This is a genomic window from Lentzea sp. NPDC051838, from assembly GCF_040681245.1.
In the GTDB taxonomy this organism is placed as follows: Bacteria; Actinomycetota; Actinomycetes; order Mycobacteriales; family Pseudonocardiaceae; genus Lentzea.
This window is the reverse complement of record NZ_JBFAYI010000015.1, coordinates 121077-142156: the sequence shown is the minus strand read 5'-3', so window position 1 is coordinate 142156 and position 21080 is coordinate 121077. Positions and strand designations below refer to the sequence as shown.

Here is a 21080-nt window from a genome sequence, read left to right as displayed (position 1 = left end):
TTTCGTCGGTGCCCGCTCGTAGGGTTCGAGTGTGATCGTCCACCAGGCCTACCGGTTCGCATTGGACCCGACCCCAGCGCAGGCGCGGGCATCGTCCGCGCACTGTGGTGCTGCGTGGTTCGCGTCCCACTGGGGCCCTGCGCTGGTCAGGGCCGTGATGGGCCCGCGCGAGGCTGAGGCCGGCTGCGGGATCGCACCCGAGGCCCCCACCCCGGCAGTGCCCCACTCGTCCAGGCCGTATGAGTCCACCCGCAAGCCGGCCCGCCGAATCGAGGTGGACCGCGCTGATCGGCCGCCTGCTCAGCCGCCGATGCGGGATTCGCTGAGATTCGCTCCCGGCTGGCGTACAAGACGCGGCGGCGGGGTAGCCGACTGTCCGTGGCCGACCGGTGGTTCCGTCCTCGAAGACCTGCTCGTGGTGAGAAGCACAGCAGGTATCAGAGACCTGCAGCCGCGAGGCTCGAACGGACGTGGAGTCGCCCGGAAGTCCCACCTCAGGTGGGCCGGCGGCCGTGCAGCGTTCACCACGCACCGGCCGGCCGGATCAGTCGAGGACCGGACCGTCCGTCACAACGGCGTGATGCCATGACGTTGTCGCGTGGATATGGTCTGTCGGTAGCCGCCGTTCTGTGAGGAGCATCGTGCGACCCTGGCCTGGAAGGCCCTACCCGCTTGGCGCCGCGTACGACGGCGTGGGCACCAATTTCGCCCTGTTCTCCGAGGTCGCGGAGTACATCGAGCTCTGCCTCTTCGACGAGGACGGCGCAGAGACCCGTGTGAGGCTGCCGGAGGTGGACGGTTTCGTCCACCACGGCTACCTGTTGGGCGTCGGCCCAGGTCAGAAGTACGGGTACCGCGTGCACGGCCCGTACGACCCCGCTCGCGGGCTCAGGTGCAACCCCACCAAGCTGCTCATCGACCCGTACGCCAAGGCCATCTCCAACGGCCTGGCGTGGGACGAGGCGTTGTACGGGTACAAGTTCGGGTCGCCGGACGAGCGCAACGACACCGACAGCGCGCCCCACGTGCCGAAGTCCGTGGTGGTGAACCCGTTCTTCGACTGGACGAACGACAGGCTGCCCAAGACGCCGTACAACGAGAGCGTCATCTACGAGGCGCACGTTCGCGGTCTCACCATCGACCACCCCGAGATTCCGCCGCGGCTGCGGGGCACCTATGCCGGGCTCGCGCATCCGGTGATGATCGACCACCTGACGAAGCTGGGCGTCACGGCCGTCGAGCTGATGCCGGTGCACCAGTTCATCAGCGACCACACGCTGGCCGAGCGCAGGCTCAGCAACTACTGGGGTTACAACACGATCGGCTTCTTCGCGCCGCACGACGGTTACTCGGCGTTGCCGTTGAACCAGGTGCAGGAGTTCAAGGGCATGGTGCGGGCGATGCACCAGGCCGGCATCGAGGTCATCCTCGACGTCGTCTACAACCACACCGCGGAGGGCAACCACCTCGGGCCGACGCTCTCCATGCGAGGCATCGACAACGAGTCGTACTACCGGCTGGTGGAGGACGACCCGAAGTTCTACATGGACTACACGGGTACCGGTAACTCGTTGAACGTGCGCTCGCCGCACACGTTGCAGCTCATCATGGACTCGCTGCGGTACTGGGTCACGGAGATGCACGTCGACGGGTTCCGGTTCGACCTCGCGGCGACACTGGCGCGGGAGTTCTACGACGTGGACAGGCTGGCGACGTTCTTCGAAGTCGTGCAGCAGGACCCGGTGGTGTCGCAGGTGAAGCTGATCGCGGAGCCGTGGGACGTCGGGCCCGGTGGGTACCAGGTCGGCAACTTCCCTCCACTGTGGACGGAGTGGAACGGCAAGTTCCGCGACACGGTCCGGGACTTCTGGCGGGGTGAGCAGGCGACGCTCGGCGAGTTCGCGTCGCGCATCACCGGCAGCAGCGACCTCTACCAGGACGACGGGCGCAGGCCGTACGCGTCGATCAACTTCGTGACGGCGCACGACGGGTTCACGCTCAACGACCTGGTGTCGTACAACGAGAAGCACAACGAGGCCAACGGCGAGGACAACCAGGACGGCGAGAGCCACAACCGGTCCTGGAACTGCGGGGTCGAGGGGCCGACGGACGACCCCGAGATCCTGGCGCTGCGGGCGCGGCAGCGGCGGAACCTGATGGCGACGATGTTGCTGTCGCAGGGTGTGCCGATGATCGTCAACGGCGACGAGTTCGGGCGCACGCAGCACGGCAACAACAACGCGTACTGCCAGGACAACGAGGTGTCGTGGATCGACTGGTCCCTGCTGGAGGCCAACTCCGAGCTGGTCGAGTTCACCTCCGCGCTGGCGGCGTTCCGCAAGAAGCACCCGGTGTTCCGGCGCAGGAGGTTCTTCGCGGGCCGGCCGATTCGCAAGGGTGAGGAGCTGCGCGACATCGCGTGGTTCACCCCGTCCGGCGAGGAGATGACCGAGCAGAACTGGGAGGACGACTTCGGCAAGTGCGTCGTCATCTTCCTCAACGGCGAGGGCATCCCGGACCTGGACGCGCGTGGCATGCGGGTGGTCGACGACTCGTTCCTGATGGCGTTCAACGCCCACTACGAGGACATCGAGGTGACGTTGCCGGACGTCGAGTACGGTCCTGAGTGGACGGTGATGGTCGACACGACGACCGGGCACGTCGGCAACGGGGAGAAGCCCGTGGTCGCGGGCGGGCAGCTGACCCTCACCGCGCGGTCGCTCGTCGTGCTGCAGAGGGTGGGCTGATGCCCGCTTCGACGTATCGCGTCCAGCTCACCCCGAACTTCACCTTCGCCGACGCCGCCGGTATCGCGGACTATCTTGCGCGCCTGGGCGTTGGTGCGCTGTACGCGTCGCCGATGCTCGACGCGCGGCAGGGGTCGACGCACGGCTACGACGTCGTGGACCCGACCCGTGCGCGGCCCGAGCTGGGAGGCGACGAAGGCCGCCGGGCGTTGCAGAAGAGCCTGGAGGAGCACGAGCTCGGGCTCGTGGTCGACATCGTGCCGAACCACATGGTCGTGCCGAACCCGTGGTGGGAGGACGTCCTCGCGAACGGCCAGGAGTCCAGGTACGCGCGGTACTTCGACATCGACTGGTCGTCCGGTCGCGTGCTCCTGCCCGTGCTCGCGGAAGGATCACCCGAGGAACCTGGCGAGCACTCGGTCAAGGTCGACTGGCGGCGCGGCAACTCCGAGCTCAACTACCGGCGGTTCTTCGACATCACCGAGCTCGCGGCGGTGCGCGTCGAGGATCCCGAGGTGTTCGAGGCGACGCATCGCGAGGTGTTGTCGTGGGGTGTCACGGGATTGCGCGTGGACCACCCGGACGGCCTCGCTGATCCGGGCGGCTACTTCCGCAGGCTGCGCGAGCACTTCGACGGCTGGCTGGTCGTCGAGAAGATCCTCGGGCCGGACGAGTCGCTGCCGCAGAGCTGGCCGGTCGACGGCACCACGGGGTACGACGCGTTGCGCGAGGTCTGCGGTGTGTTCATCGCGCCCACCGACGCGTTCGCCGGCGACTTCCACACCGTCGAGCACGCGTCACGGCAGCAGGTCGCCGACTCGATCCTGGTCGCCGAGGTGCGCCGGATCGCCAGGCTGGTCCAGGGTGTCGAGTTCGAGGACGCCTGCGCGGCCGTCGCCGAGGTGATGGTCAACTTCCCGGTGTACCGGTCGTACCTGCCGGAAGGGTCCGATCACTGGGAAACCGCGGTCCGGAAAGCCACATCGCCTGCCGCAAGGGCACTGGACGAGCAGGTGCGCGCGGATCCGCACGGCGAGCTGGCGACCCGGATCCAGCAGACGTCCGGCATGGTCGTCGCGAAGGGCACCGAGGACACCGCCTTCTACCGCTACACGAACTTCGTGGCGCTCAACGAGGTCGGCGGCTCACCGGACCGGTTCGGGATGCCGGTCGAGGAGTTCCACCAGCGCGCCCAGGCACGTGAAGCCCAGACACCGCAAGCCATGACCGCGCTGTCGACGCACGACACCAAGCGTTCGGAGGACGTCCGCGCGCGGCTCGCGGTGCTCGCCGAAATTCCGGACTCCTACCTGGCGTTCGAGAGTGCGATGTCGGAGAAGCACGGCATCTCCGAACCGTCGCTGAACCGGCTCGCGTGGCAGTCGCTCGTCGGTGCTTTCCCGATCACCGAGGAACGCCTGGGCCAGTACCTGGAGAAGGCGTCCAGGGAAGCCAAGATCAAGACGTCGTGGGTCGACCGCAACGCCGAGTTCGACGCCGAGGTCGCCGCCTGGCCCGCGAAGGTGCTGAACGAGCCCGAGGTCGCCGCGTTCGCCGAACGGATCAAGGCGCCGGGGTACGCGAACTCGTTGGGGCAGAAGCTGGTCCAGCTCACCGCGCCGGGCGTGCCGGACGTCTACCAGGGCACCGAGCTGTGGGACTTCTCGCTGGTCGACCCGGACAACCGCCGCCCGGTCGACTACGAGGTCCGCAGGGATCTGTTGCGCCGCATCGAGGACGGCTGGTTGCCGGAGGTAGACGACTCGGGTGCCGCGAAGCTCCTGGTCGTGCAGAAGGCTTTGCACGTCCGGCGGCGAGGTCTGCACGGCTACCGGCCACTGCGCGCCGAGGGCCCGGCGGCGGAGCACGTGCTGGCGTTCCAACGAGGCGACGTGATCACGGTGGCCACGCGGCTGCCGGTCGGGCTGGCGCGGAAGGGCTGGCAGGACACGGTTCTGCCGCTGCCGGGTCCAGGGTGGACGGACGTGGTGACGGGCCGAGCCGCGTCGGAGGGGCTGGCGGAGATGCTGGAGCGGTATCCGGTGGCACTGCTGGTGCGAGGTGGGGAATGAGTGGATCCGGTAGCCAGGGCAACCTCGCCCACCCGCTGCCACTCTCCGTCTGGGCTCCGACCCCGGAGTCGGTCCATGCGAGGGTGGACGGGTTCGACCACGAGATGAAGCGCGAGGGCGACTGGTGGTTCGCCACCGTCGACACGCCACCCGGCACCGACTACGCGTTCGTCATCGAGGGCAGGGCGTATCCGGATCCGCGGTCGCTGTGGCAGCCGGGCGGGGTGCACGAGGCATCGCGCGTCTACCGGCACGACTTCGAGTGGACCGACCAGAGCTGGACCGGCCGGGCACTCCAAGGCGGCGTGATCTACGAGCTGCACATCGGCACGTTCACGCCGGAGGGCACGTTCGACGCGGCGATCGGCAAGCTGGACCACCTGGTGGACCTCGGCATCACGTTCGTCGAGGTCATGCCGGTCAACAGCTTCGACGGCGTCGAGGGCTGGGGCTACGACGGCGTGCTGTGGGGCGCGGTGCACGAGCCCTACGGAGGCCCGGACGGGTTCAAGCGGTTCGTGGACGCCTGCCACGCGCGAGGACTCGCCGTGCTGCTGGACGTCGTCTACAACCACCTCGGACCGTCCGGCGCGTACCTGGACAAGTTCGGCCCGTACTTCGCCGGTCGCAACGACTGGGGTCCCGGCCTCAACCTCGACGGGCCGAACTCCGACGAGGTGCGCCGGTACGTGATCGACAACGCGCTGCAGTGGCTCGGGGAGTTCCACGTCGACGGGCTCAGGCTCGACGCCGTGCACGCGCTCAACGACCGGCGCGCGGTGCACGTCCTCGAACAGCTGGCCGTCGAGGTGGACGCGCTCTCCGCGGGTGTCGGACGTCCGTTGACCTTGATCGCCGAGTCCGACCTCAACGACGCGAAGCTGGTCACGGCACGCGAAGGCGGCGGCTACGGCCTGCAGGCGCAGTGGTCCGACGATCTGCACCACTGTCTGCACGTCGCACTGACGGGTGAGACTTTCGGCTACTACGAGGACTTCGCGGCACCGGGAGCGCTGAAGAACACCCTGGAGAAGGTGTTCTTCCACGCCGGCACCTGGTCGTCGTTCCGCGAGAAGCACCACGGCAAGCCGGTCGACACCGCGTTGATCCCTGGTTACCGGTTCCTCGCGTACACGCAGAACCACGACCAGATAGGCAACCGCGCGACCGGCGACCGTCTGCCCGCGACCGTGTCGACCGGGAAGTTGTTGTGCGCGGCCGCGATCGTGCTGACCTCGCCGTACACGCCCATGATCTTCATGGGCGAGGAGTGGGCGGCGAGCACGCCGTGGCAGTTCTTCGCGTCCTTCCCGGACCCGCAGCTGGCCGAGGCCGTGCGGACGGGCAGGCGCAGGGAGTTCGCGCGGCACGGCTGGGGCGAGTCGGACGTGCCAGACCCGATGTCCCCGCGGACCGTGGAGAACTCGCGCCTCAAGTGGGACGAACTGCGCAACGCCGATCACGCGAAGGTGCTGGACACCTACAAAGCGCTGATCGCGTTGCGGCGGGCCCGTCCCGAGCTCGCCGACCCGCGCCTCGACAGGTTCGTGGTGGAGCAGGACGGGCTGTGCTTCGTGCTGCACCGCGGCGAGACCCGCGTGGTGGTCAACCTCGGCACGACGCCCGTCCCGCTGCCTCAGGGCGAGGTGCTGCTGACCTCCTCGGCGAACCCGTCGTCGCTTTCCCCGGAGTCGTTCGCGGTCGTCGCGTCGACGTGATCCCACAACATCTGGTCGGCCGGCCGCACCGGTCGGCCCAGATGAGCGTGCACGAACGCCGCCACCAGCCGGTCGGCGGCGACGTGCAGCTTGATGTTGTGGTGCTGGGAGATGTGCACCAGCAGCCCGAACGCCTGCTGGGGTGTGCAGGGTTTGCGTGCGGCGATCAGGCCCGTGGCCTGCCCGATGACGGTCCGGGACGCCAGAGCCTTGCGCAGCCCCGCCACCTCGGCCTCGAGGGCGGTGATTCTCGCGGACGACACCGCCGGCTCCTTTCGCGTCGTCATGGTCACAGCGGCATGCCGGTGCGACGACGGTGCTCTGGGAGCTGCATTGCGAAGGGCGGGCACACCCAGGGCAAGCCGTCACATCGGCTTGCGGCTGGGTTCTCAACCGCGAGTGATCACCTTATCAACTGTTTCGGACAGTGCTCGCCGGGTAACCGAGTTGCATGGGAGCTGAGGAGAAGTTCAGCAACAAGGCCGATGAACTGAAGGGCCGCGCGAAGGAAGCCGTCGGCGACGCCACGGACAACGAGCAGTGGCAGGCCGAGGGCCGCGCCGAGCGCGCCAAGGCCGACATCAAGCAGGCCGGCGAGAAGGTCAAGGATGCCTTCCGCTCGGACAAGTAGGACCGTCTCCGCCGCCCAGTTCGTCCCCGAGGGGAGGAACTGGGCGGCTTTGCGTTCGGCCGCCTGCGAGTGCCACGGGTGCGAGCTCTACCAGGAAGCGACGCAGACCGTGTTCGGCGAGGGACCGGTGCCGGCGCGGCTGATGATGGTCGGGGAGTGTCCCGGTGACCGCGAGGACGCCGAGGGGCACGTGTTCGTGGGGCCTGCTGGGCGGTTGCTGGACAAGGCGTTCGCGGCCGCTCGCCTCGATCGGTCCGAGATCTATCTGACCAACGCGGTGAAGCACTTCAAGTTCACCGAGCGCGGCAAGCGGAGGATCCACCAGCAGCCTCGACGGTCCGAGGTCGTCGCGTGCTTCCCGTGGCTGCGGGAGGAGATCCGGGTCGTGAAGCCGCAGCTGGTCGTGTGCTTGGGTGCGGTGGCGGCGAAGGCGGTGCTGGGGCCGTCGTTCAAGCTCACCGAGCACCGGGGTGAAGTGCTGGAACACGAGGATCTCAGGGTCGGCGTGACCGTGCACCCGTCGGCGGTGGTGCGGGCCGAGAACTTCACGGAGGCGTTCGACGCGTTCGTGAAGGACCTCAAGGCGTTGAAGAAGTCCCTGTGAATGGGACAACCCCCGGACGACTCCTGCGCGAGCAGGCCGAGCGGGACCAGCGCTCAGAGTCCGGGGGTCGGGTGGCTGCCTGGTTCTGCACTAGGCGCTACCGAGGGCGGTCCTAGCGGACAGCCACCTCACGAGTCCGATAGCTATACAACTTTGGACCACCTCCTCTCTTGTGTACTGCGAACCTATGCCTTGATCGGCTGGCCCTGCAACGGACTTTTCTCACGCCGCCTGACTCGCCTGTTTCGCGTAGAATCCGCACTCATGGTTCGCATTCCCCTGACCTCGACTGAGCGGGAGCGCGGCCGGCGGCTCGGTCAGTTGCTGCGGGACGCCCGCGGCGAGGAGAGCATGGTCGAGATCGCGGCGCGTGCCGGGTTGTCGGCCGAGACCGTGCGCAAGATCGAGACGGGGCGTGCTCCCACGCCGTCGTTCTTCACGATCGCCGCGCTGGCGGGTGCGCTGAACATCTCGCTGGACTCCATCAACGAGCTGCTGGCGCCGCAGAGCCGGTCAGCCTAGGACGTCCAAGACCGCGGTGATGATGCTGTCCGTGTCGATGCCGTGGGCGCGGTAGACGCTGTCCAGGTCGCCCGACTGCCCGAACTCCGTCACTCCCAGATGGATCGCCCGGCCTCCCAGGAACGCCAGCGTGTGCGGATGTCCGTCGAGCACGGTCACCAGCGGTAGGTCGGTGGGGAACAGCGCGTCGAGGATCCACGTCGGTGCGTCGCCGCTGCCACGTCGGGCCTGCGCCGCGCGGAACACCAGGTCCGGGCTGGTCAGGCAGATGACGTCGACGTTCACGCCGATGCCTTCGAGTCGTTCGGCGGCGTCCAGGGCCTCGGGCACGAGAGCGCCCATCGCGACGATCGCGGCTTCCGGGGAGTTGGTGCGCCGCAGGGGATAGCCACCGGCCACGACCTGTTTGCGCCGTCGTTCGCGCGCTGCGGGATCAGTCGGGACGGCCGCCAGTCGCTGGTCCACCGGGCGCGTGGAGAGGCGCAGGTAGGTGGACGAGCCGCCGGGGCGGCCCAGTTGGGCCAGAGCGGCGAGCAGGCACCACTCGGTGTCGAGCGCGAACGCCGGTTCCCAGGTGGTGCAGCCGGGTTGCTCGACGCCGATGGACGGTGTGGTGATCGACTGGTGCGCGCCGCCTTCCGGCGCCAGCGTGACGCCGGACGGGGTGCCGACCAGGATCGACTGGCCGCCCGCGTAGATGCCGAACGACCACGGTTCCAGCGCGCGGGTCACGAACGGGTCGTAGAGCACTCCGATCGGCAGAAGCGGCTGGCCCCAACGGCTCCACGTCGCGCCCAGCTCGCCGAGGAGCCCGACGAGGTTGGTCTCCGCGATGCCGAGCTCGATGTGCTGACCGGTCGGGCGTTCGCGCCAGTGCAGGATCGTCTCGGCGTCGTCGGCGAACCAGTCGACGCCCTCGGTGGTGGACCAGATGCCGACCTTGTTGACCCAGCCGCCGAGGTTGGTGCTGGAGCTGACGTCCGGCGACACGGTGACGACCCGCGCACCGACGGCCGGTGCTGCCCGGTTGAGGTCCAGCAAAGTTCGGCCGAGGGCGGACTGCGTGGTCGCGGTTCCGGACGGCGTGCGGCCCAGATCCGTTGGCACAGCAGGAGGTTGAGCGCCCTCGACCGGAGGTCGACGCAGTCGTCGGGCGGCTTCCAAGCACACGGCGTGTTCGGCGGTGCCGTCAGCGAACCGTTGCCACGGCTGGGAAGCAGACATTCCACTTCGGACCGCCAGCTCCTCGAACTGTGCTCCGGTCAGCAAAGCGGAGTGGTTCTGCGGATGCCCGGCGGTCGGGAGTCCGTACCCCTTCACGGTGTAGGCGATGATCACCGTCGGCCGGGAGTCGTCGATCGCCTCGAACGCCTGGCGCAGCGCCGCGTGGTCGTGCCCGCCGAGGCTGCGGAACGCCTCCGTGAGGTGGTCGTCGCTGACGTCCAGGTCGGGCAGGGAAGCGCGGAGCTTCGACGGCGTGTGGCGCAGCAGACGTTGGTACTCGGCGTTGGTCATGGTGTCGATGCGGTCGCGCAGAGCCGCACCTCCCGGCCGCGTGAACAGCTCCTCCAGCACCGCGCCGTACTTGACGGTGATCACTTGCCAGCCGGCGGCGGTGAACAGCGCGCGCATCCGGTCGGCGGCCAGGAGAGGCACCACGCGGTCGAGCGACTGCCGGTTGAAGTCGACGATCCACACGATCTCGCCCAGCCCGGCGACCATCGGGTCGAGGATCGCCTCCCAGCACGCGCCCTCGTCCAGTTCGGCGTCGCCCACCAACGAGTACTGGCGTCCTTGCGGTTGTGCGGCGAAGTGCCCGCCCACGTACCGGCGGGACAGCGCGCCCCAGATCGGTGCCGTGGCGCCGATGCCGACCGACCCGGTGGAGTAGTCGGCCGGCACCGGGTCCTTGGTGCGCGACGGATAGGACTGCAGGCCGCCGAAAGCGCGCAACGAGGTCATGTCGGCGTCGTCCAGGAGCCCGAGCAGGTACTCGATCGCGTGCAGGACAGGCGATGCGTGCGGCTTGACCGACACCCGGTCCTCCGGCCGCAGGTGCTCGAACCACAGCGCGGTCATGATGCTCGTGATCGACGCGCTAGAGGCCTGGTGGCCGCCCACCTTCAACCCGGTGGTGTTCGGCCGCACCCGGTTGGCGTGGTCGACGATCGCGGTCGACAGCCACAGCACGCGCTGCTCCAGCGCGCGCAGGGTGTCGAGGTCCGTGGCCTGGACGGCTTCCGTCATGCGTCGCAGTGCACCGAACCCCCGCCGCCAGGAGCAAGACACGAGCGGGGGTTCTGGCGTGCCGCGCGTTCTCAGCCGGAAAAACGCCTACCAGGCGACGTGCAGGGCGAGCGGTCCTCGCATCGCCAGGCCCTTGCGCCACCGCACCTCGTCGGCCAGGTGCAGGCCGGGGAACCGGGCCAGCAACGTCGTCAGCGCCACCTGGAGCTCCATCCTGGCGAGCTGCGCGCCGATGCAGTGGTGCGGCCCGAACCCGAACCCGAGCTGCCCCTTGGCGTTCCGGGTGACGTCGAAGCGGTCGGGATCGGGGAACTGGCGCGGATCCCGGTTCGCCGCGTGCTTCGCGAGCAGCACCGGCTCGCCCGCCCGCACCGTGCCACCGCTCAGCTCCACGTCCTCCAGGGCGTACCGGGGCATGATGTCGGCGACCTCCTGCGCGGGGATCCAGCGCATCAGCTCCTCGACGGCGCCCGGCATCAGCTCCGGCCGGGCGCGCAGCAGTTCGGCCTGGTCGGGGAACCGCTGCAGCACGTACACCGAGTTGGCGATCTGGGCGGCGGTGGAGTCGTAGCCCGCGCCGAGCAACAACACCAGCAGCTGCACCAGTTCCTCGCCGGTGAGCCGGTCGCCGTCCTCCTGCGCCACGACCAACGCGCTGATCAGGTCGTCTTCCTGGTGCTCACGCCTGCGGTCGGCGAGTCCGCCGAGGTAGCCGGCCAGCTCGCCGAGCCTCGCCAGCTTCTCCTGGTCGGTCATCGCGGTGACCGACATGAACGCGGCGGCGAGCTCCTGGAAGTGGTCGCGGTCGTCGTACGGCACGCCGAGCAGCTCGCAGATCATCAGTCCTGGCAGGGGAACCGCGAAGGCCGTCACGAGATCCGCCGGCGGACCGGCCTTCTCCATCTCGTCGAGCAGCTCGGCGGCCACTGTTTCCACGTGGGTGCGCAACTTCTCGACGCGGCGCACGGTGAACGCGTGCGCCAGCAGCCTGCGCAGCCGGGTGTGGTCGGGTGGGTCGAGGTCGGTCAGGATCGCGCCCATCCGCTGCGGGCCCATTCGGGGAGTGTCGCGGACGGCGGCCTGGGCGAGGCTGAATCTGGCGTCGCCGAGGGCGATGCGGACGTCGTCGTAGCGGGTGAGCAGCCAACCTTCTTCCCCGTAAGGGAGTTTGACGCGGGCGAGGGGTTCTTCCTCGCGGAGCCGGCCGTACATCGGGTCGATCACCAGCCCGTCCACCGGACCGAACGGGTAGGAGCGCGCAGTCATGGGCATCCTCCGGAACTCGTGACGGACCCTCATCATGCGAGCCGGGAGAGCGTGATCACCACCATCCCGTCTTGAATCGCGGTGGTAAACGCTTTCATCCGAGGGTTGGCCGACCTTGACCCGCTGTGAGGCCCGTCATAGGCTGCGCTCGTAGGCACACCTCCGATCTTTGTTCGCAGCCGCCCGCGGACGTGAAAGGTGTTCTGTGGATCTGTCGCGGCGCGGACTGCTCGGTGGGGTAGTGGCTGGGGCGGCGCTCACGGCGCTGCCTGGAACGGCCAGTGCGGACGTGGAGGCGTCCGGATGTGCCACGAGGATCGACTGGGAGCGGTTCCTCGGTGAGCAGGACCTGGTGTGGCAGCGGGTTCCGCGTGCCTGGTACGAGGGTCCGTTCCTGGGCAACGGTTTCCTGGCCACCGCGATGTACCGCGAGCCGGGGGCGAACGCGATCCGGTTCACCGTCGACCACGCCCTGGTGCAGGACCACCGGCCCCAGTTCGGGAACGAATGGGGAGTGGCGCGGCTGCCGGTCGGGCGCGTGCTGCTGACGCCGGTCGGCAAGATCACCGGAGTCGATCTCCGGCTCGACCTGTGGAACGCCGAGCTGCGTGGCAAGATCGTCACCGACAAGGGCGAGCTCACCATCCGGACGTTCGTCCACGCCGAGAAGTCGTTGCTGCACCTGGAAGTGCGGCCGTCGAGCGGCGAGAAGGCGTTCAAGCTGGAGTTCCTGGCACTGGACGCGCTGAGCCCGCGCGTCATCCGCGAACCACCGCCGGCGACGCTGCCGTTGAACCCGAAACCGGTCACGCGCACCGAGAACGGCCTCACGCTCGTCACCCAGGAGATGGTCGCGGGCGGCCAGACGGCGACGGCGTACCAGGTCAAGAAGCTGCACGGCCGCACGGAACTGCTGCTGTCGGTCGCCCACTCGTTCCCCGAGCGCACCGCCGAGGCCGAGGTCCGTGCCGCGGTCAGCAGGGCGTCGATCCCGGAGATGCTGCGCTACCAGCACCAGAAGTGGTGGCATCGCTTCTACCGCAAGAGCTTCGTGTCCGTGCCGGACGCGTTGATGCAGAGCTTCTACTGGATCCAGCTGTACAAGCTCGCGTCCGGTGCCCGCGCGGAAGCCCCGATCATGCCGACGACCGGGCCGTGGCTGGAGCCGACGCCGTGGCCGTCGGTGTGGTTCAACCTGAACGCGCAGCTGGAGTACTGGGCCGTGCTCGCGTCCAACCACCTGGAGCTGGACCCGATTCCGCGCACGATCTCGCAGAACCAGCAGATCCTGGTCGACGCGTTGAGACCGGAGTTCCGCGCCGACTCGATGGGCCTGCGCCGCAGCACCGACCCGACGTTCCAGGACGCCGGCTTCGTCGGCTCGCCGCTGCACCCGTCGCCGGACCCGGAGATCGGGAACCTGCCTTGGTTGCTGCACAACGCGTGGCTCAGCTACCGGCACACGATGGACGAGCGGATCCTGCGCGACACGGTGTTCCCGGTGCTGCGCCGCTCCACCAACTACTACCTGCACTTCCTGCGCAAGGGCAACGACGGCAAGCTGCACCTGCTGCCGACTTACTCGCCCGAGTACGGCGTCGCGCCCGACTGCAACTTCGACCTGGCGCTGCTGCGCTGGTCGTGCCGGACGTTGATCGAGTCGGCCAGGATCCTGCGCATCGACGACCCGCTGGCTGCTCGCTGGCAGGAGGTGCTCGACCAGCTCGTCGAGTACCCGGCGGACGCGGGCGGGTTCATGATCGGCGCCGGGGTGCCGTTCGCGAAGTCGCACCGGCACTACTCGCACATGCTCGCGGTCTACCCGCTGCACGAGGTCACCTGGGAGCAGCCGGAACGCCGCGACCTGATCGAACGCTCGTTGAAGCACTGGCTGAGCTTCGAGGGGTCGTTGCGCGGCTTCACCTTCACCGGCGCGGCGTCGATCGCGGCCCAGATGACGCGTGGTGCCGAGGCGCTGAAGTACCTGCGGGAGTTCGTCGCCCGGTTCGCCCAGCCCAACACGATGTACTTCGAGGCAGGTCCGGTGATCGAGACGCCTCTGTCGGCCGCCAAGTCGTTGCAGGACATGCTGATCCAGAGCTGGGGCGGGCTGATCCGGATCTTCCCGGCGGTGCCTCCGGTGTGGCAGGACGTCACGATCCACGACACCCGCACCGAGGGCGCGTTCCTGGTCAGCGCGGTGCGGCGGGGCGGCAAGACGCGGTTCGTGCGCGTGCACAGCGAAGCGGGGCAGCCGTGCCGGATCCGAACGGGTATCGAGGGCCGCATCGAGGTGCGTGGCTGCTCGCGCTGGAGCGTGCGCGACGGGGTCGTCGAGCTTGAGCTTCGTCGTGGCCAGGACGCGTTGATCCACGCTCGGGGTGAGCGGGACTTCACGATCGCGCCGGTGCGGATCACCGAGCCCGGCAAGCGGTGGGGGCTGCCCGCGTTGCCGCCCGGTGGCAGCGCGGTGCCGGTGGACATCAGCGCGGCGCTCGACAACGACGGACTGTCCAACGAGTTCACCAGTCGTGACGGCAACTTCGACGGCTTGGGCAACACGTATCCGGCCGCCCAGTTGCCGCAGACCGGGTCGGTGACCGACGACAGCATCCTGTTCGAGTTCCACAACGGTGACGAGGCGAGCAAGAACAACGTGATCGCCGCCGGGCAGACGCTGGCCGTTCCCGCCGGGAAGTACGTGAAGCTGCACCTGCTGGCGGCCGCGGACACCAACAACGTCGAAGCCGACGGTGCCGTGGTCTACGCCGACGGTGCCGCGGCTGCCCGGTTCCGGGTGACGGCGTGGCAGCAGCGGCCGCAGTTCGGTGAGTCGGAACCCGTTGCCACGACGTTGATGCACACACCAGGTGGTCCGGTGCAGAAGCAGGTGTCGATCTTCCACCAGACCCTGGAGCTTGATCCCGCGAAGGACCTCACCGGCGTCACGCTGCCCAAGACCACCGGTCCGCGGCTGCACGTCTTCGCGATCACGCTGGAGAAACCCAAAGCCTGACCGTCACCCGCCGCCGCCCGAGGAGTGATCCGAAGGAGGCAAGACGATGGCTGAACTCTCCCGTCGCGGCGCCGTCAAACTCGGCGCCGCGGGGGCGCTCGCACTGGGGATGGCACGGCCCGCGTACGCGGATCCGGCGATCCAGGCCGACTGGGCGTTGAAGTGGAACCCCACGCCGTCCGGGGACGGCCTGAAAGCCTTCGAGGGCTTGGAAGACGACCGTGCGGGCTCGCACGGCGGGGTGAAGCACATCTACGTCGAGGGCGACCACTGGCGCTTCGACATGCACACCCGCGACCGCGACGGCTCGGACCGGCAGCGCAACGAGTGCAAGGGCATGAAGTCCGGTGGCACCACGCACAAGATCGGCAAGGACCAGACCTGGAAGATCACCTACCAGGCGTTCTGGCCGTCGTCGTTGACCGCCACGACCCGGTTCACCCACATCATGCAGATGAAGGTGCAGGACGTCGGCGGTCCTCTGTGGACGCTGACGCCGCGGGCCAAGGACAAGCCGACGCTGACGATCCTCACGTTGAAGGACAACGACGCCAACACCGAGCACGTCGTCGGCGACTGGACGCCGTTGCAGAACAAGTGGATCGACGTCGAGTTCGAGTTCAAGGCGTCGAACTCCGGCGGCCACCTCGCGTGGCTGTTCAAGGACGCGGGCACGGTCGTCGGCCAAGGCCGTACGACCGCTGTGGACCTGTGGCGGGACAAGAACTACCTGCGCCCGAAGTGGGGCATCTACCGGAGCATCGAGAGCTCCGGCCTGCAGAACACCTATCAGCTCATCCGCAACTACAGGGGTTACAAGTGGGAGTGAGATCTCTGCTGACGGTCGTGGCGCTCGTCGCGGCCTCCGTGGCTGTTCCCGTCGCTCAGGCCGAACCATTGGTGGACCCGACGCTGGCGCTCACGCCACCGATGGGGTTCAACAACTGGAACACCACCGGCTGCGACATCAACGAGCAGATGATCCGCGACATGGCGGACATCTTCGTGACCAAGGGCCTGAAGGACGCGGGCTACCAGTACGTGAACGTCGACGACTGCTGGGCGGATCTCACCCGTGATCCGGCGACCGGGCGGCTGCGCAACCACCCGACGCGGTTCCCGAGCGGGATGAAGGCTCTTGCCGACTACATCCACGCGCGTGGACTGAAGTTCGGCATCTACACCAGCGCGGGTGTGCAGACCTGTGCTAAGACGATGCCCGGCGCGTTGGACCACGAGGAGATCGACGCGCAGACGTTCGCGGACTGGGGCGTCGACTACCTGAAGTACGACAACTGCAACAACGAGGGCCGTCCCGCCCTCGAGCGCTACACGAAGATGCGGGACGCGCTGAAGAAGACCGGTCGGCCGATCGTCTACTCGATCTGCGAGTGGGGGCAGAACAAGCCGTGGGAGTGGGGCAAGGGCGTCGGGCACCTGTGGCGCACCACCGGTGACATCAACGACACCTGGTCCAAGACCGTCGAGATCCTGAAGCTGAACGCGCCGCTGGACGCCTATGCGGGGCCTGGGCACTGGAACGACCCGGACATGCTGGAGGTCGGCAACGGCCAGCAGTCCACTGTGGAGTACCAGAGCCACTTCGCGCTGTGGTCGATCATGGCGGCGCCGTTGCTGATCGGCGCGGACCTGCGCAAGGTGTCGGCGGAGCACTTCGACATCCTGCGCAACAAGGAGATCATCGCGGTCAACCAGGACAAGCTCGGCGTCCAGGGCAAGGTGATCAAGCAGGAGAACGGGCAGTGGGTGTTCGTCAAGCCGCTGGCCAACGGCGACAAGGCCGTGGCGCTGTTCAACGAGTCCGAGGTGAACACGACGATCTCGACCTCGGCCCGTGATCTGGGTTTGCCTCGCAGCATCGGCTACACCGTGCGGGACCTGTGGCAGCACAAGAACTTCCAGTCGGCAGGGCAGATCTCGGCTTCCCTGCCGCCGCACGGCACTGCGATCTTCCGGGTGAAGGCGTCGCAGGACTGGTACAAGCACGAGCCGGCGATCGACACGCAGCTCTCCATCGCTGCCCAGATCCCAGGGATTCCTTCGACGATCACGCCCGCCGGCGAGCCTTTCGTGGCCACGGTGTCCGCGACCAACCAGGCGCCGATCCCGGTGCTGAACGCCTCTACTTCCTTTGTGGCGCCTGCCGGGTGGAAGGTCGAGAAGCTTTCCTCCGAACGTGCTCCTGTGTTGTTGACCTCGCAGTCGGTGCAGAGCAAGTGGAAGGTGACACCGCCTACCGGGGTGGTTCCTGGAGCCCATCTGTTGAACGGCTCGTTGGACGTCACCTGGGTCGGGCACGGTCGGTTGGCGCGACCGGTGAAGTCTTCCGTGCTGGTGCCCGTCGCGCCGCCTTCTGGGGCTTCGTTGTGGGCGTCTGACGTGAAGTTCACGACTGAGCGCAGCGGTTATGGGCCTGTCGAGCGAGATCGGTCCAACGGTGGCTATGTCGGTGGTGACGGGAAGACGTTGACCATCAACGGCAAGACCTACGAGAAGGGGCTCGGCGCGCACGCCAACGCCGAGCTCATCCTCTACATCGGTGGCCGGTGTTCGTCGTTCACCTCTGATGTCGGCATCGACGACGAGCGTGACGTGAACAAGCTCGGCTCGGCGATCTTCCAGGTCTACGCCGACGGTGTGAAGGTCGCCGACAGCGGCCTGCGCACGTGGCAGGACGATGCCGTGTCTTTGACGGGTTCGTTGGCAGGAGCCAAGTTCCTGCGGCTCGTGGTCAACGACAGCGGTGACGGCGTCAGGTTCGACCGCGGAGACTTCGCCGGCGCAAAGCTGACCTGCTGAGCGCGATCGCCGCGATGACGGCGACGAGCACGCCCGTGGAGAGGATCTGTCCGCGGGCCTGCTCGTCGCTCAGCATCAGCACGATGATCGCGATGATGGCGGCCAGCGCGAGGTACGAGAGGTACGGGTAGCCCCACATCGGGACGGTCGGGTTCGTGATCGTCCTGCGGAGGCGGATCTGGGAGATGGCGATGAACGCCCAGACGACCAGGAGCGCCGACCCCACGGCGTTGAGCAGCAGCAGGAACACCGTGTCGGGCCACAGGTAGTTGAGGATGACGGAGAAGAACCCGAAGGCGACGCTCGCCAGGACCGCGTTGCTCGGGACGCCGTTGGTTTTGGTCAGGAGTGCTTTGGGGGCTTCGTTCCGCTCGGCCAGTGAGCAGAGCATGCGGGCCGCGCCGTACAGGGTGGCGTTGATGGCGCTCAGCAGGGCCACGAAGATCACGACGTTCATGATCTGGGCGGCTGCCGGGATGCCCAGCTTGTTCAGCACTGCCACGTACGGGCTGGCTCCGACCTCGGAGTCGTTGTACGGCAGGAGGGTGACTACCACCGCCATGGAGCCCAGGTAGAAGACCAGCAGGCGGGTGATCGAGGTGCGCACTGCCTTCTTGATGGCGTGCTTCGGGTCTTCCGCGTCTGCGGCGGCGATGGTGACGACTTCCAGGCCGCCGAACGCGAACACCACGGCCATGAAGCCCGCTACTACTCCGCCCCAGCCGTTGGGGATGAAGTTCGTGAGGTTCTGCGTTCCTGGCGAGTCGTGGTTCGGGAACAGTCCCAGGATCGCTGCCGCGCCCAGGGCCAGGAAGATGACGATGGCGGCGATTTTGAGGCCCGCGAACCAGAACTCGAACTCGCCGAAGTTGCGGACGTTGGTCAGGTTGACCGCGGTGAGGGCCGTCATGAAGATCAGAACCCAGGCCCATTGAGGGACTGTCGGGACCCAGCCTGCTGCGATTTTCGCGGCGCCGGTGGCTTCTACCGCCAGCACGACTCCCACAGTTGCCCAGTAGGCCCAGCCGACGGTGAAGCCGGCCCAGGGACCGATCGCTTTTTCGGCGTGGACGGAGAAGGCGCCGCCGCTGGGGTGTTCCGCGGCCATTTCGCCGAGCATGCGCATGATGAGGAGTGCAAGGAATCCGGCTGCGCCAAATGAGATGAGGACTGCTGGGCCTGCTACCGCTATGCCTGCGCCTGTGCCTACGAAGAGGCCTGCGCCGATCACGCCGCCCAGGGCGATCATGGTTACGTGGCGGTCTTGCAGGTGGCGGTGTTGTTGGTGCCGATCTTGCGGGTGGTTTTGCGGGTGGTTTTGCGAGTTGTGTTCTTGCTGGTCAGTCACGCTCTCCAGCCCCATTCGAGTGTGCCGATGGCGGCCCGATAGTGAGTTCATGGCGGCGGAGAGTCAAATCGTGTGATCGGAGTTACACGGTACTGACACCTTGTGGGGTGAGATCGATGGACTCGCCTGAGGGAGCCCGATCAGCAGGAGTGTTGCCAGGCGGTGGATTGCCGGGTGGTGTGTTGCCGGCCGGTGTGTTGTCTGGTGGTGTGCTGCCGCAGCTCGACACCTTTTCGAATGCGCTTGAGAGGTATTCGGCGTGGGGGTGGTTGGTGTTGCGGTCGGAGAACCGGTTGCTGCTGACCACTGATCACGCTGTGTCCGCTGTGGAGATGGCGGCTGGGATCGGTGGGGAGGTGCAGCACTACCTGTCGGTTCGGATGTTGGGTGGGCCGGTGGTGGTGTTGCCTGGCGGGCGTGGCGGGGCTGGGGCTCGGGGTGGTGCTGGGCGGTGGCTCATCCTCACTGAGTCTGCTGATGAGGCTTCTCAGGTGAACCTGATTCGGTTGCGCGCTCGGGGGGCGTTGACGCATCGGTTGGGGACGTTGGTGCCGTTGCCGCCATCGCGGATTGATCGGGGTGGGGTTGGGTGGTTGGGGGAGACTCCGTCTCAGAGGCCGTTCTTGCCGCCGTTTTCTGCTGTGGTGGCTGCGTTGAGGGCGGTTACTGAGACTGCTGGGTTGCGGTAGAGCCTGCTGTTGGGGTGGAGCCGCCTGTCGGCGGGGGCGGGCGCTCCGGTTGCCGTTGCCGTCTCCCTGTCGCGTTGGCGGCTGGCGGTTTCGTGTCCGTACGTGGTCGCCTTGCGTCGTCGGAGTTCCGGTTTCGTAGCGTTCCCCTGTTGCGTAGGTCTCTGGCTGTTGCGTGCTTCCCCTTGGGAGCTCTGCCCCAAACCCCGCCAATCTGATCTGGGGGCCAGCGCTGCGGGCGGGCTGATGGCACGCCTGTTGCTTACAGCGGCTGCCTGTTGCGTAGGTGGTGCGGTCCGGTGGCCCCCGTCACGAGTCGTGTCCGAGCGAGCCACACCAGAGGGGAGGGGTCAAGTCGACGAAAAGCGTGTCGACTTGACCTCCCCTCCCTGGCGCGGCCAACGATCAGCCACGACTCGTGACGGGACCCACCCCACCCTATTCGTTTCTTGGCTAAGGGCAGCTCGGCGTCGCCGTCGCCACTACAGCTCGCCTGCGTCAGCGTGCCTGGCGCACCAGGGCCGCCGCGCCTACCAGCCCGGCCTCCCCGCCCAGCTCCGCCGCCCGGACCTCCAGCCCACCCAGGTACGACAAACCGGCATGCGTCTTCAGCGCCCGCCGCACCGGTTCGAACAGCAGCTCCCCGGCCTGCGCCACCCCGCCGCCGATGACCGCCAGGTCCAGGTCGCACACGGCGGCGGCACCGGCGATCGCCATCCCTACGGCTTGACCGGCGCGTTCGAATGCTTCTAGAGGGATTTCGTCTCCGACCAGAGCGGCGGCGGCCAGCACGGCGGCATCGGCGTCGTCGGGTGCCTGCCACCCGGCTCGCCTGGCCCAGGCCACCATTCGCGGGCCGCCCGCGACGGTTTCGACGCACCCTCGGCCGCCGCAGGTGCAGAGTTCGCCGTCCGGCTCTACGACGATGTGGCCGATGTGGCCCGCGTTGCCGGTTCGTCCGCCGAACGGGCGGCCGTCGAACACGAGGCCGCCGCCTACGCCGGTCGATACGACTAGCCCGACCATGAACGTGCTGCCCTGCCCCGCTCCGCGCCAGTGCTCGCCCAGTGCCATGCACACGCCGTCGCCTGCCAGCTCTACCGGTGCGCCGGGGAACAGCGACGAGACTGCTGAACGTAGTGGGAAGGCTTGCCAGGAAGGCACGTTGATCGGTGAGACCGTGCCCGAGACGGTGTCCACCGGGCCTGCGGACGCGATCCCCACACCGGAAACCACCGCGTCGGTCACCACTGACGACACCACGGACACGACGGCGTCCCACGGGTCGACGGCGGGGGTGGGTACGCGTGAGGAGCGCACCACCGCGCCGGAGGCGTCCACCAGGGCGGCGGCGATCTTGGTGCCGCCGAAGTCCAGTGCCAGCACCAGATCAGTCACGGTGA

General features: G+C 67.8%; 14 protein-coding genes. 9 read left to right on the top strand and 5 right to left on the bottom strand.

Annotated elements, in window-relative coordinates; genetic code table 11:
- The first annotated feature begins 641 nt into the window (after positions 1-641).
- Genes glgX through treZ form a run of 3 tightly spaced genes read left to right on the top strand, consistent with a single transcriptional unit; the run spans position 642 to position 6537 of the window.
- Positions 642-2747 (top strand): glycogen debranching protein GlgX, encoded by a 2106-nt coding sequence (gene glgX / locus AB0M24_RS28615; protein ID WP_363774396.1) that lies wholly within the window; start codon positions 642-644, stop codon positions 2745-2747.
- A complete protein-coding gene (gene treY / locus AB0M24_RS28610) occupies positions 2747-4819 on the top strand; it encodes a malto-oligosyltrehalose synthase (RefSeq protein WP_363774393.1) in 2073 nt (690 codons plus the stop codon). Before glgX ends, treY begins: the two co-directional genes overlap by 1 nt.
- Positions 4816-6537, top strand: a complete 1722-nt coding sequence (gene treZ, locus AB0M24_RS28605) for a malto-oligosyltrehalose trehalohydrolase (protein ID WP_363774390.1) — start codon at positions 4816-4818, stop codon at positions 6535-6537. Before treY ends, treZ begins: the two co-directional genes overlap by 4 nt.
- Here the strand turns inward: treZ and AB0M24_RS28600 are convergent.
- Entirely contained in the window at positions 6456-6800 is a 345-nt protein-coding gene (locus AB0M24_RS28600; protein WP_363774387.1) for an ANTAR domain-containing protein, read from the bottom strand. The genes treZ and AB0M24_RS28600 overlap by 82 nt on opposite strands.
- Positions 6801-6988: 188 nt before the next feature.
- Here AB0M24_RS28600 and AB0M24_RS28595 point away from each other — a divergent pair, with 188 nt between their 5' ends.
- The 3 genes from AB0M24_RS28595 (at position 6989) to AB0M24_RS28585 (ending at position 8294) form a co-directional block, all read left to right on the top strand.
- Complete coding sequence (locus AB0M24_RS28595) at positions 6989-7168, top strand: CsbD family protein (protein ID WP_319981380.1); 180 nt, start codon at positions 6989-6991, stop codon at positions 7166-7168.
- Positions 7146-7772, top strand: coding sequence for a UdgX family uracil-DNA binding protein (locus AB0M24_RS28590; RefSeq protein WP_363774383.1), 627 nt, complete (start codon positions 7146-7148; stop codon positions 7770-7772). The genes AB0M24_RS28595 and AB0M24_RS28590 overlap by 23 nt, the downstream gene beginning before the upstream one ends.
- A 264-nt stretch (positions 7773-8036) precedes the next feature.
- Complete coding sequence (locus AB0M24_RS28585; RefSeq protein WP_363774380.1) at positions 8037-8294, top strand: helix-turn-helix transcriptional regulator; 258 nt, start codon at positions 8037-8039, stop codon at positions 8292-8294.
- On the opposite strand, the gene AB0M24_RS28580 is transcribed toward AB0M24_RS28585, so the two are convergent.
- Positions 8286-10541: a pyruvate dehydrogenase gene (locus tag AB0M24_RS28580; RefSeq protein ID WP_363774378.1), complete on the bottom strand. Its 2256-nt coding sequence runs from the start codon at positions 10539-10541 to the stop codon at positions 8286-8288. The two genes, AB0M24_RS28585 and AB0M24_RS28580, sit on opposite strands and share 9 nt — an antisense overlap.
- Positions 10542-10628: 87 nt before the next feature.
- Positions 10629-11807 carry a cytochrome P450 gene (locus AB0M24_RS28575; protein WP_363774375.1) on the bottom strand — a complete coding sequence of 393 codons (1179 nt, stop codon included), beginning with the start codon at positions 11805-11807 and terminating at the stop codon, positions 10629-10631.
- 205 nt (positions 11808-12012) lie between these two features.
- Between AB0M24_RS28575 and AB0M24_RS28570 the strand changes: the two genes are divergently transcribed.
- The 3 genes from AB0M24_RS28570 to AB0M24_RS28560 are packed head-to-tail and all read left to right on the top strand — an operon-like array spanning position 12013 to position 17643.
- Positions 12013-14823, top strand: coding sequence for a Tat pathway signal sequence domain protein (locus AB0M24_RS28570; protein ID WP_363774372.1), 2811 nt, complete (start codon positions 12013-12015; stop codon positions 14821-14823).
- A gap of 46 nt (positions 14824-14869) precedes the next feature.
- Entirely contained in the window at positions 14870-15652 is a 783-nt protein-coding gene (locus AB0M24_RS28565) for a Tat pathway signal sequence domain protein (RefSeq protein WP_363774369.1), read from the top strand.
- Positions 15649-17643: an NPCBM/NEW2 domain-containing protein gene (locus AB0M24_RS28560; RefSeq protein WP_363774366.1), complete on the top strand. Its 1995-nt coding sequence runs from the start codon at positions 15649-15651 to the stop codon at positions 17641-17643. Before AB0M24_RS28565 ends, AB0M24_RS28560 begins: the two co-directional genes overlap by 4 nt.
- Here the strand turns inward: AB0M24_RS28560 and AB0M24_RS28555 are convergent.
- Together AB0M24_RS28555 and AB0M24_RS28550 are read right to left on the bottom strand one after the other, a co-directional pair.
- Positions 17597-18913, bottom strand: coding sequence for an amino acid permease (locus AB0M24_RS28555; protein ID WP_363774567.1), 1317 nt, complete (start codon positions 18911-18913; stop codon positions 17597-17599). The genes AB0M24_RS28560 and AB0M24_RS28555 overlap by 47 nt on opposite strands.
- A gap of 1262 nt (positions 18914-20175) precedes the next feature.
- Complete coding sequence (locus AB0M24_RS28550; RefSeq protein ID WP_363774363.1) at positions 20176-21075, bottom strand: ROK family protein; 900 nt, start codon at positions 21073-21075, stop codon at positions 20176-20178.
- Positions 21076-21080 lie beyond the last annotated feature (5 nt).

Excerpts from the sequence above, each read along its gene's own strand:
- treY (WP_363774393.1), top strand. The coding sequence starts at position 2,747 with ATGCCCGCTTCGACGTATCGCGTCCAGCTCACCCCGAACTTCACCTTC.
- treZ (WP_363774390.1), top strand. The coding sequence starts at position 4,816 with ATGAGTGGATCCGGTAGCCAGGGCAACCTCGCCCACCCGCTGCCACTC.
- AB0M24_RS28595 (WP_319981380.1), top strand. The coding sequence starts at position 6,989 with ATGGGAGCTGAGGAGAAGTTCAGCAACAAGGCCGATGAACTGAAGGGC.
- AB0M24_RS28590 (WP_363774383.1), top strand. The coding sequence starts at position 7,146 with ATGCCTTCCGCTCGGACAAGTAGGACCGTCTCCGCCGCCCAGTTCGTC.
- AB0M24_RS28585 (WP_363774380.1), top strand. The coding sequence starts at position 8,037 with ATGGTTCGCATTCCCCTGACCTCGACTGAGCGGGAGCGCGGCCGGCGG.
- AB0M24_RS28580 (WP_363774378.1), bottom strand. The coding sequence starts at position 10,541 with ATGACGGAAGCCGTCCAGGCCACGGACCTCGACACCCTGCGCGCGCTG.
- AB0M24_RS28575 (WP_363774375.1), bottom strand. The coding sequence starts at position 11,807 with ATGACTGCGCGCTCCTACCCGTTCGGTCCGGTGGACGGGCTGGTGATC.
- AB0M24_RS28565 (WP_363774369.1), top strand. The coding sequence starts at position 14,870 with ATGGCTGAACTCTCCCGTCGCGGCGCCGTCAAACTCGGCGCCGCGGGG.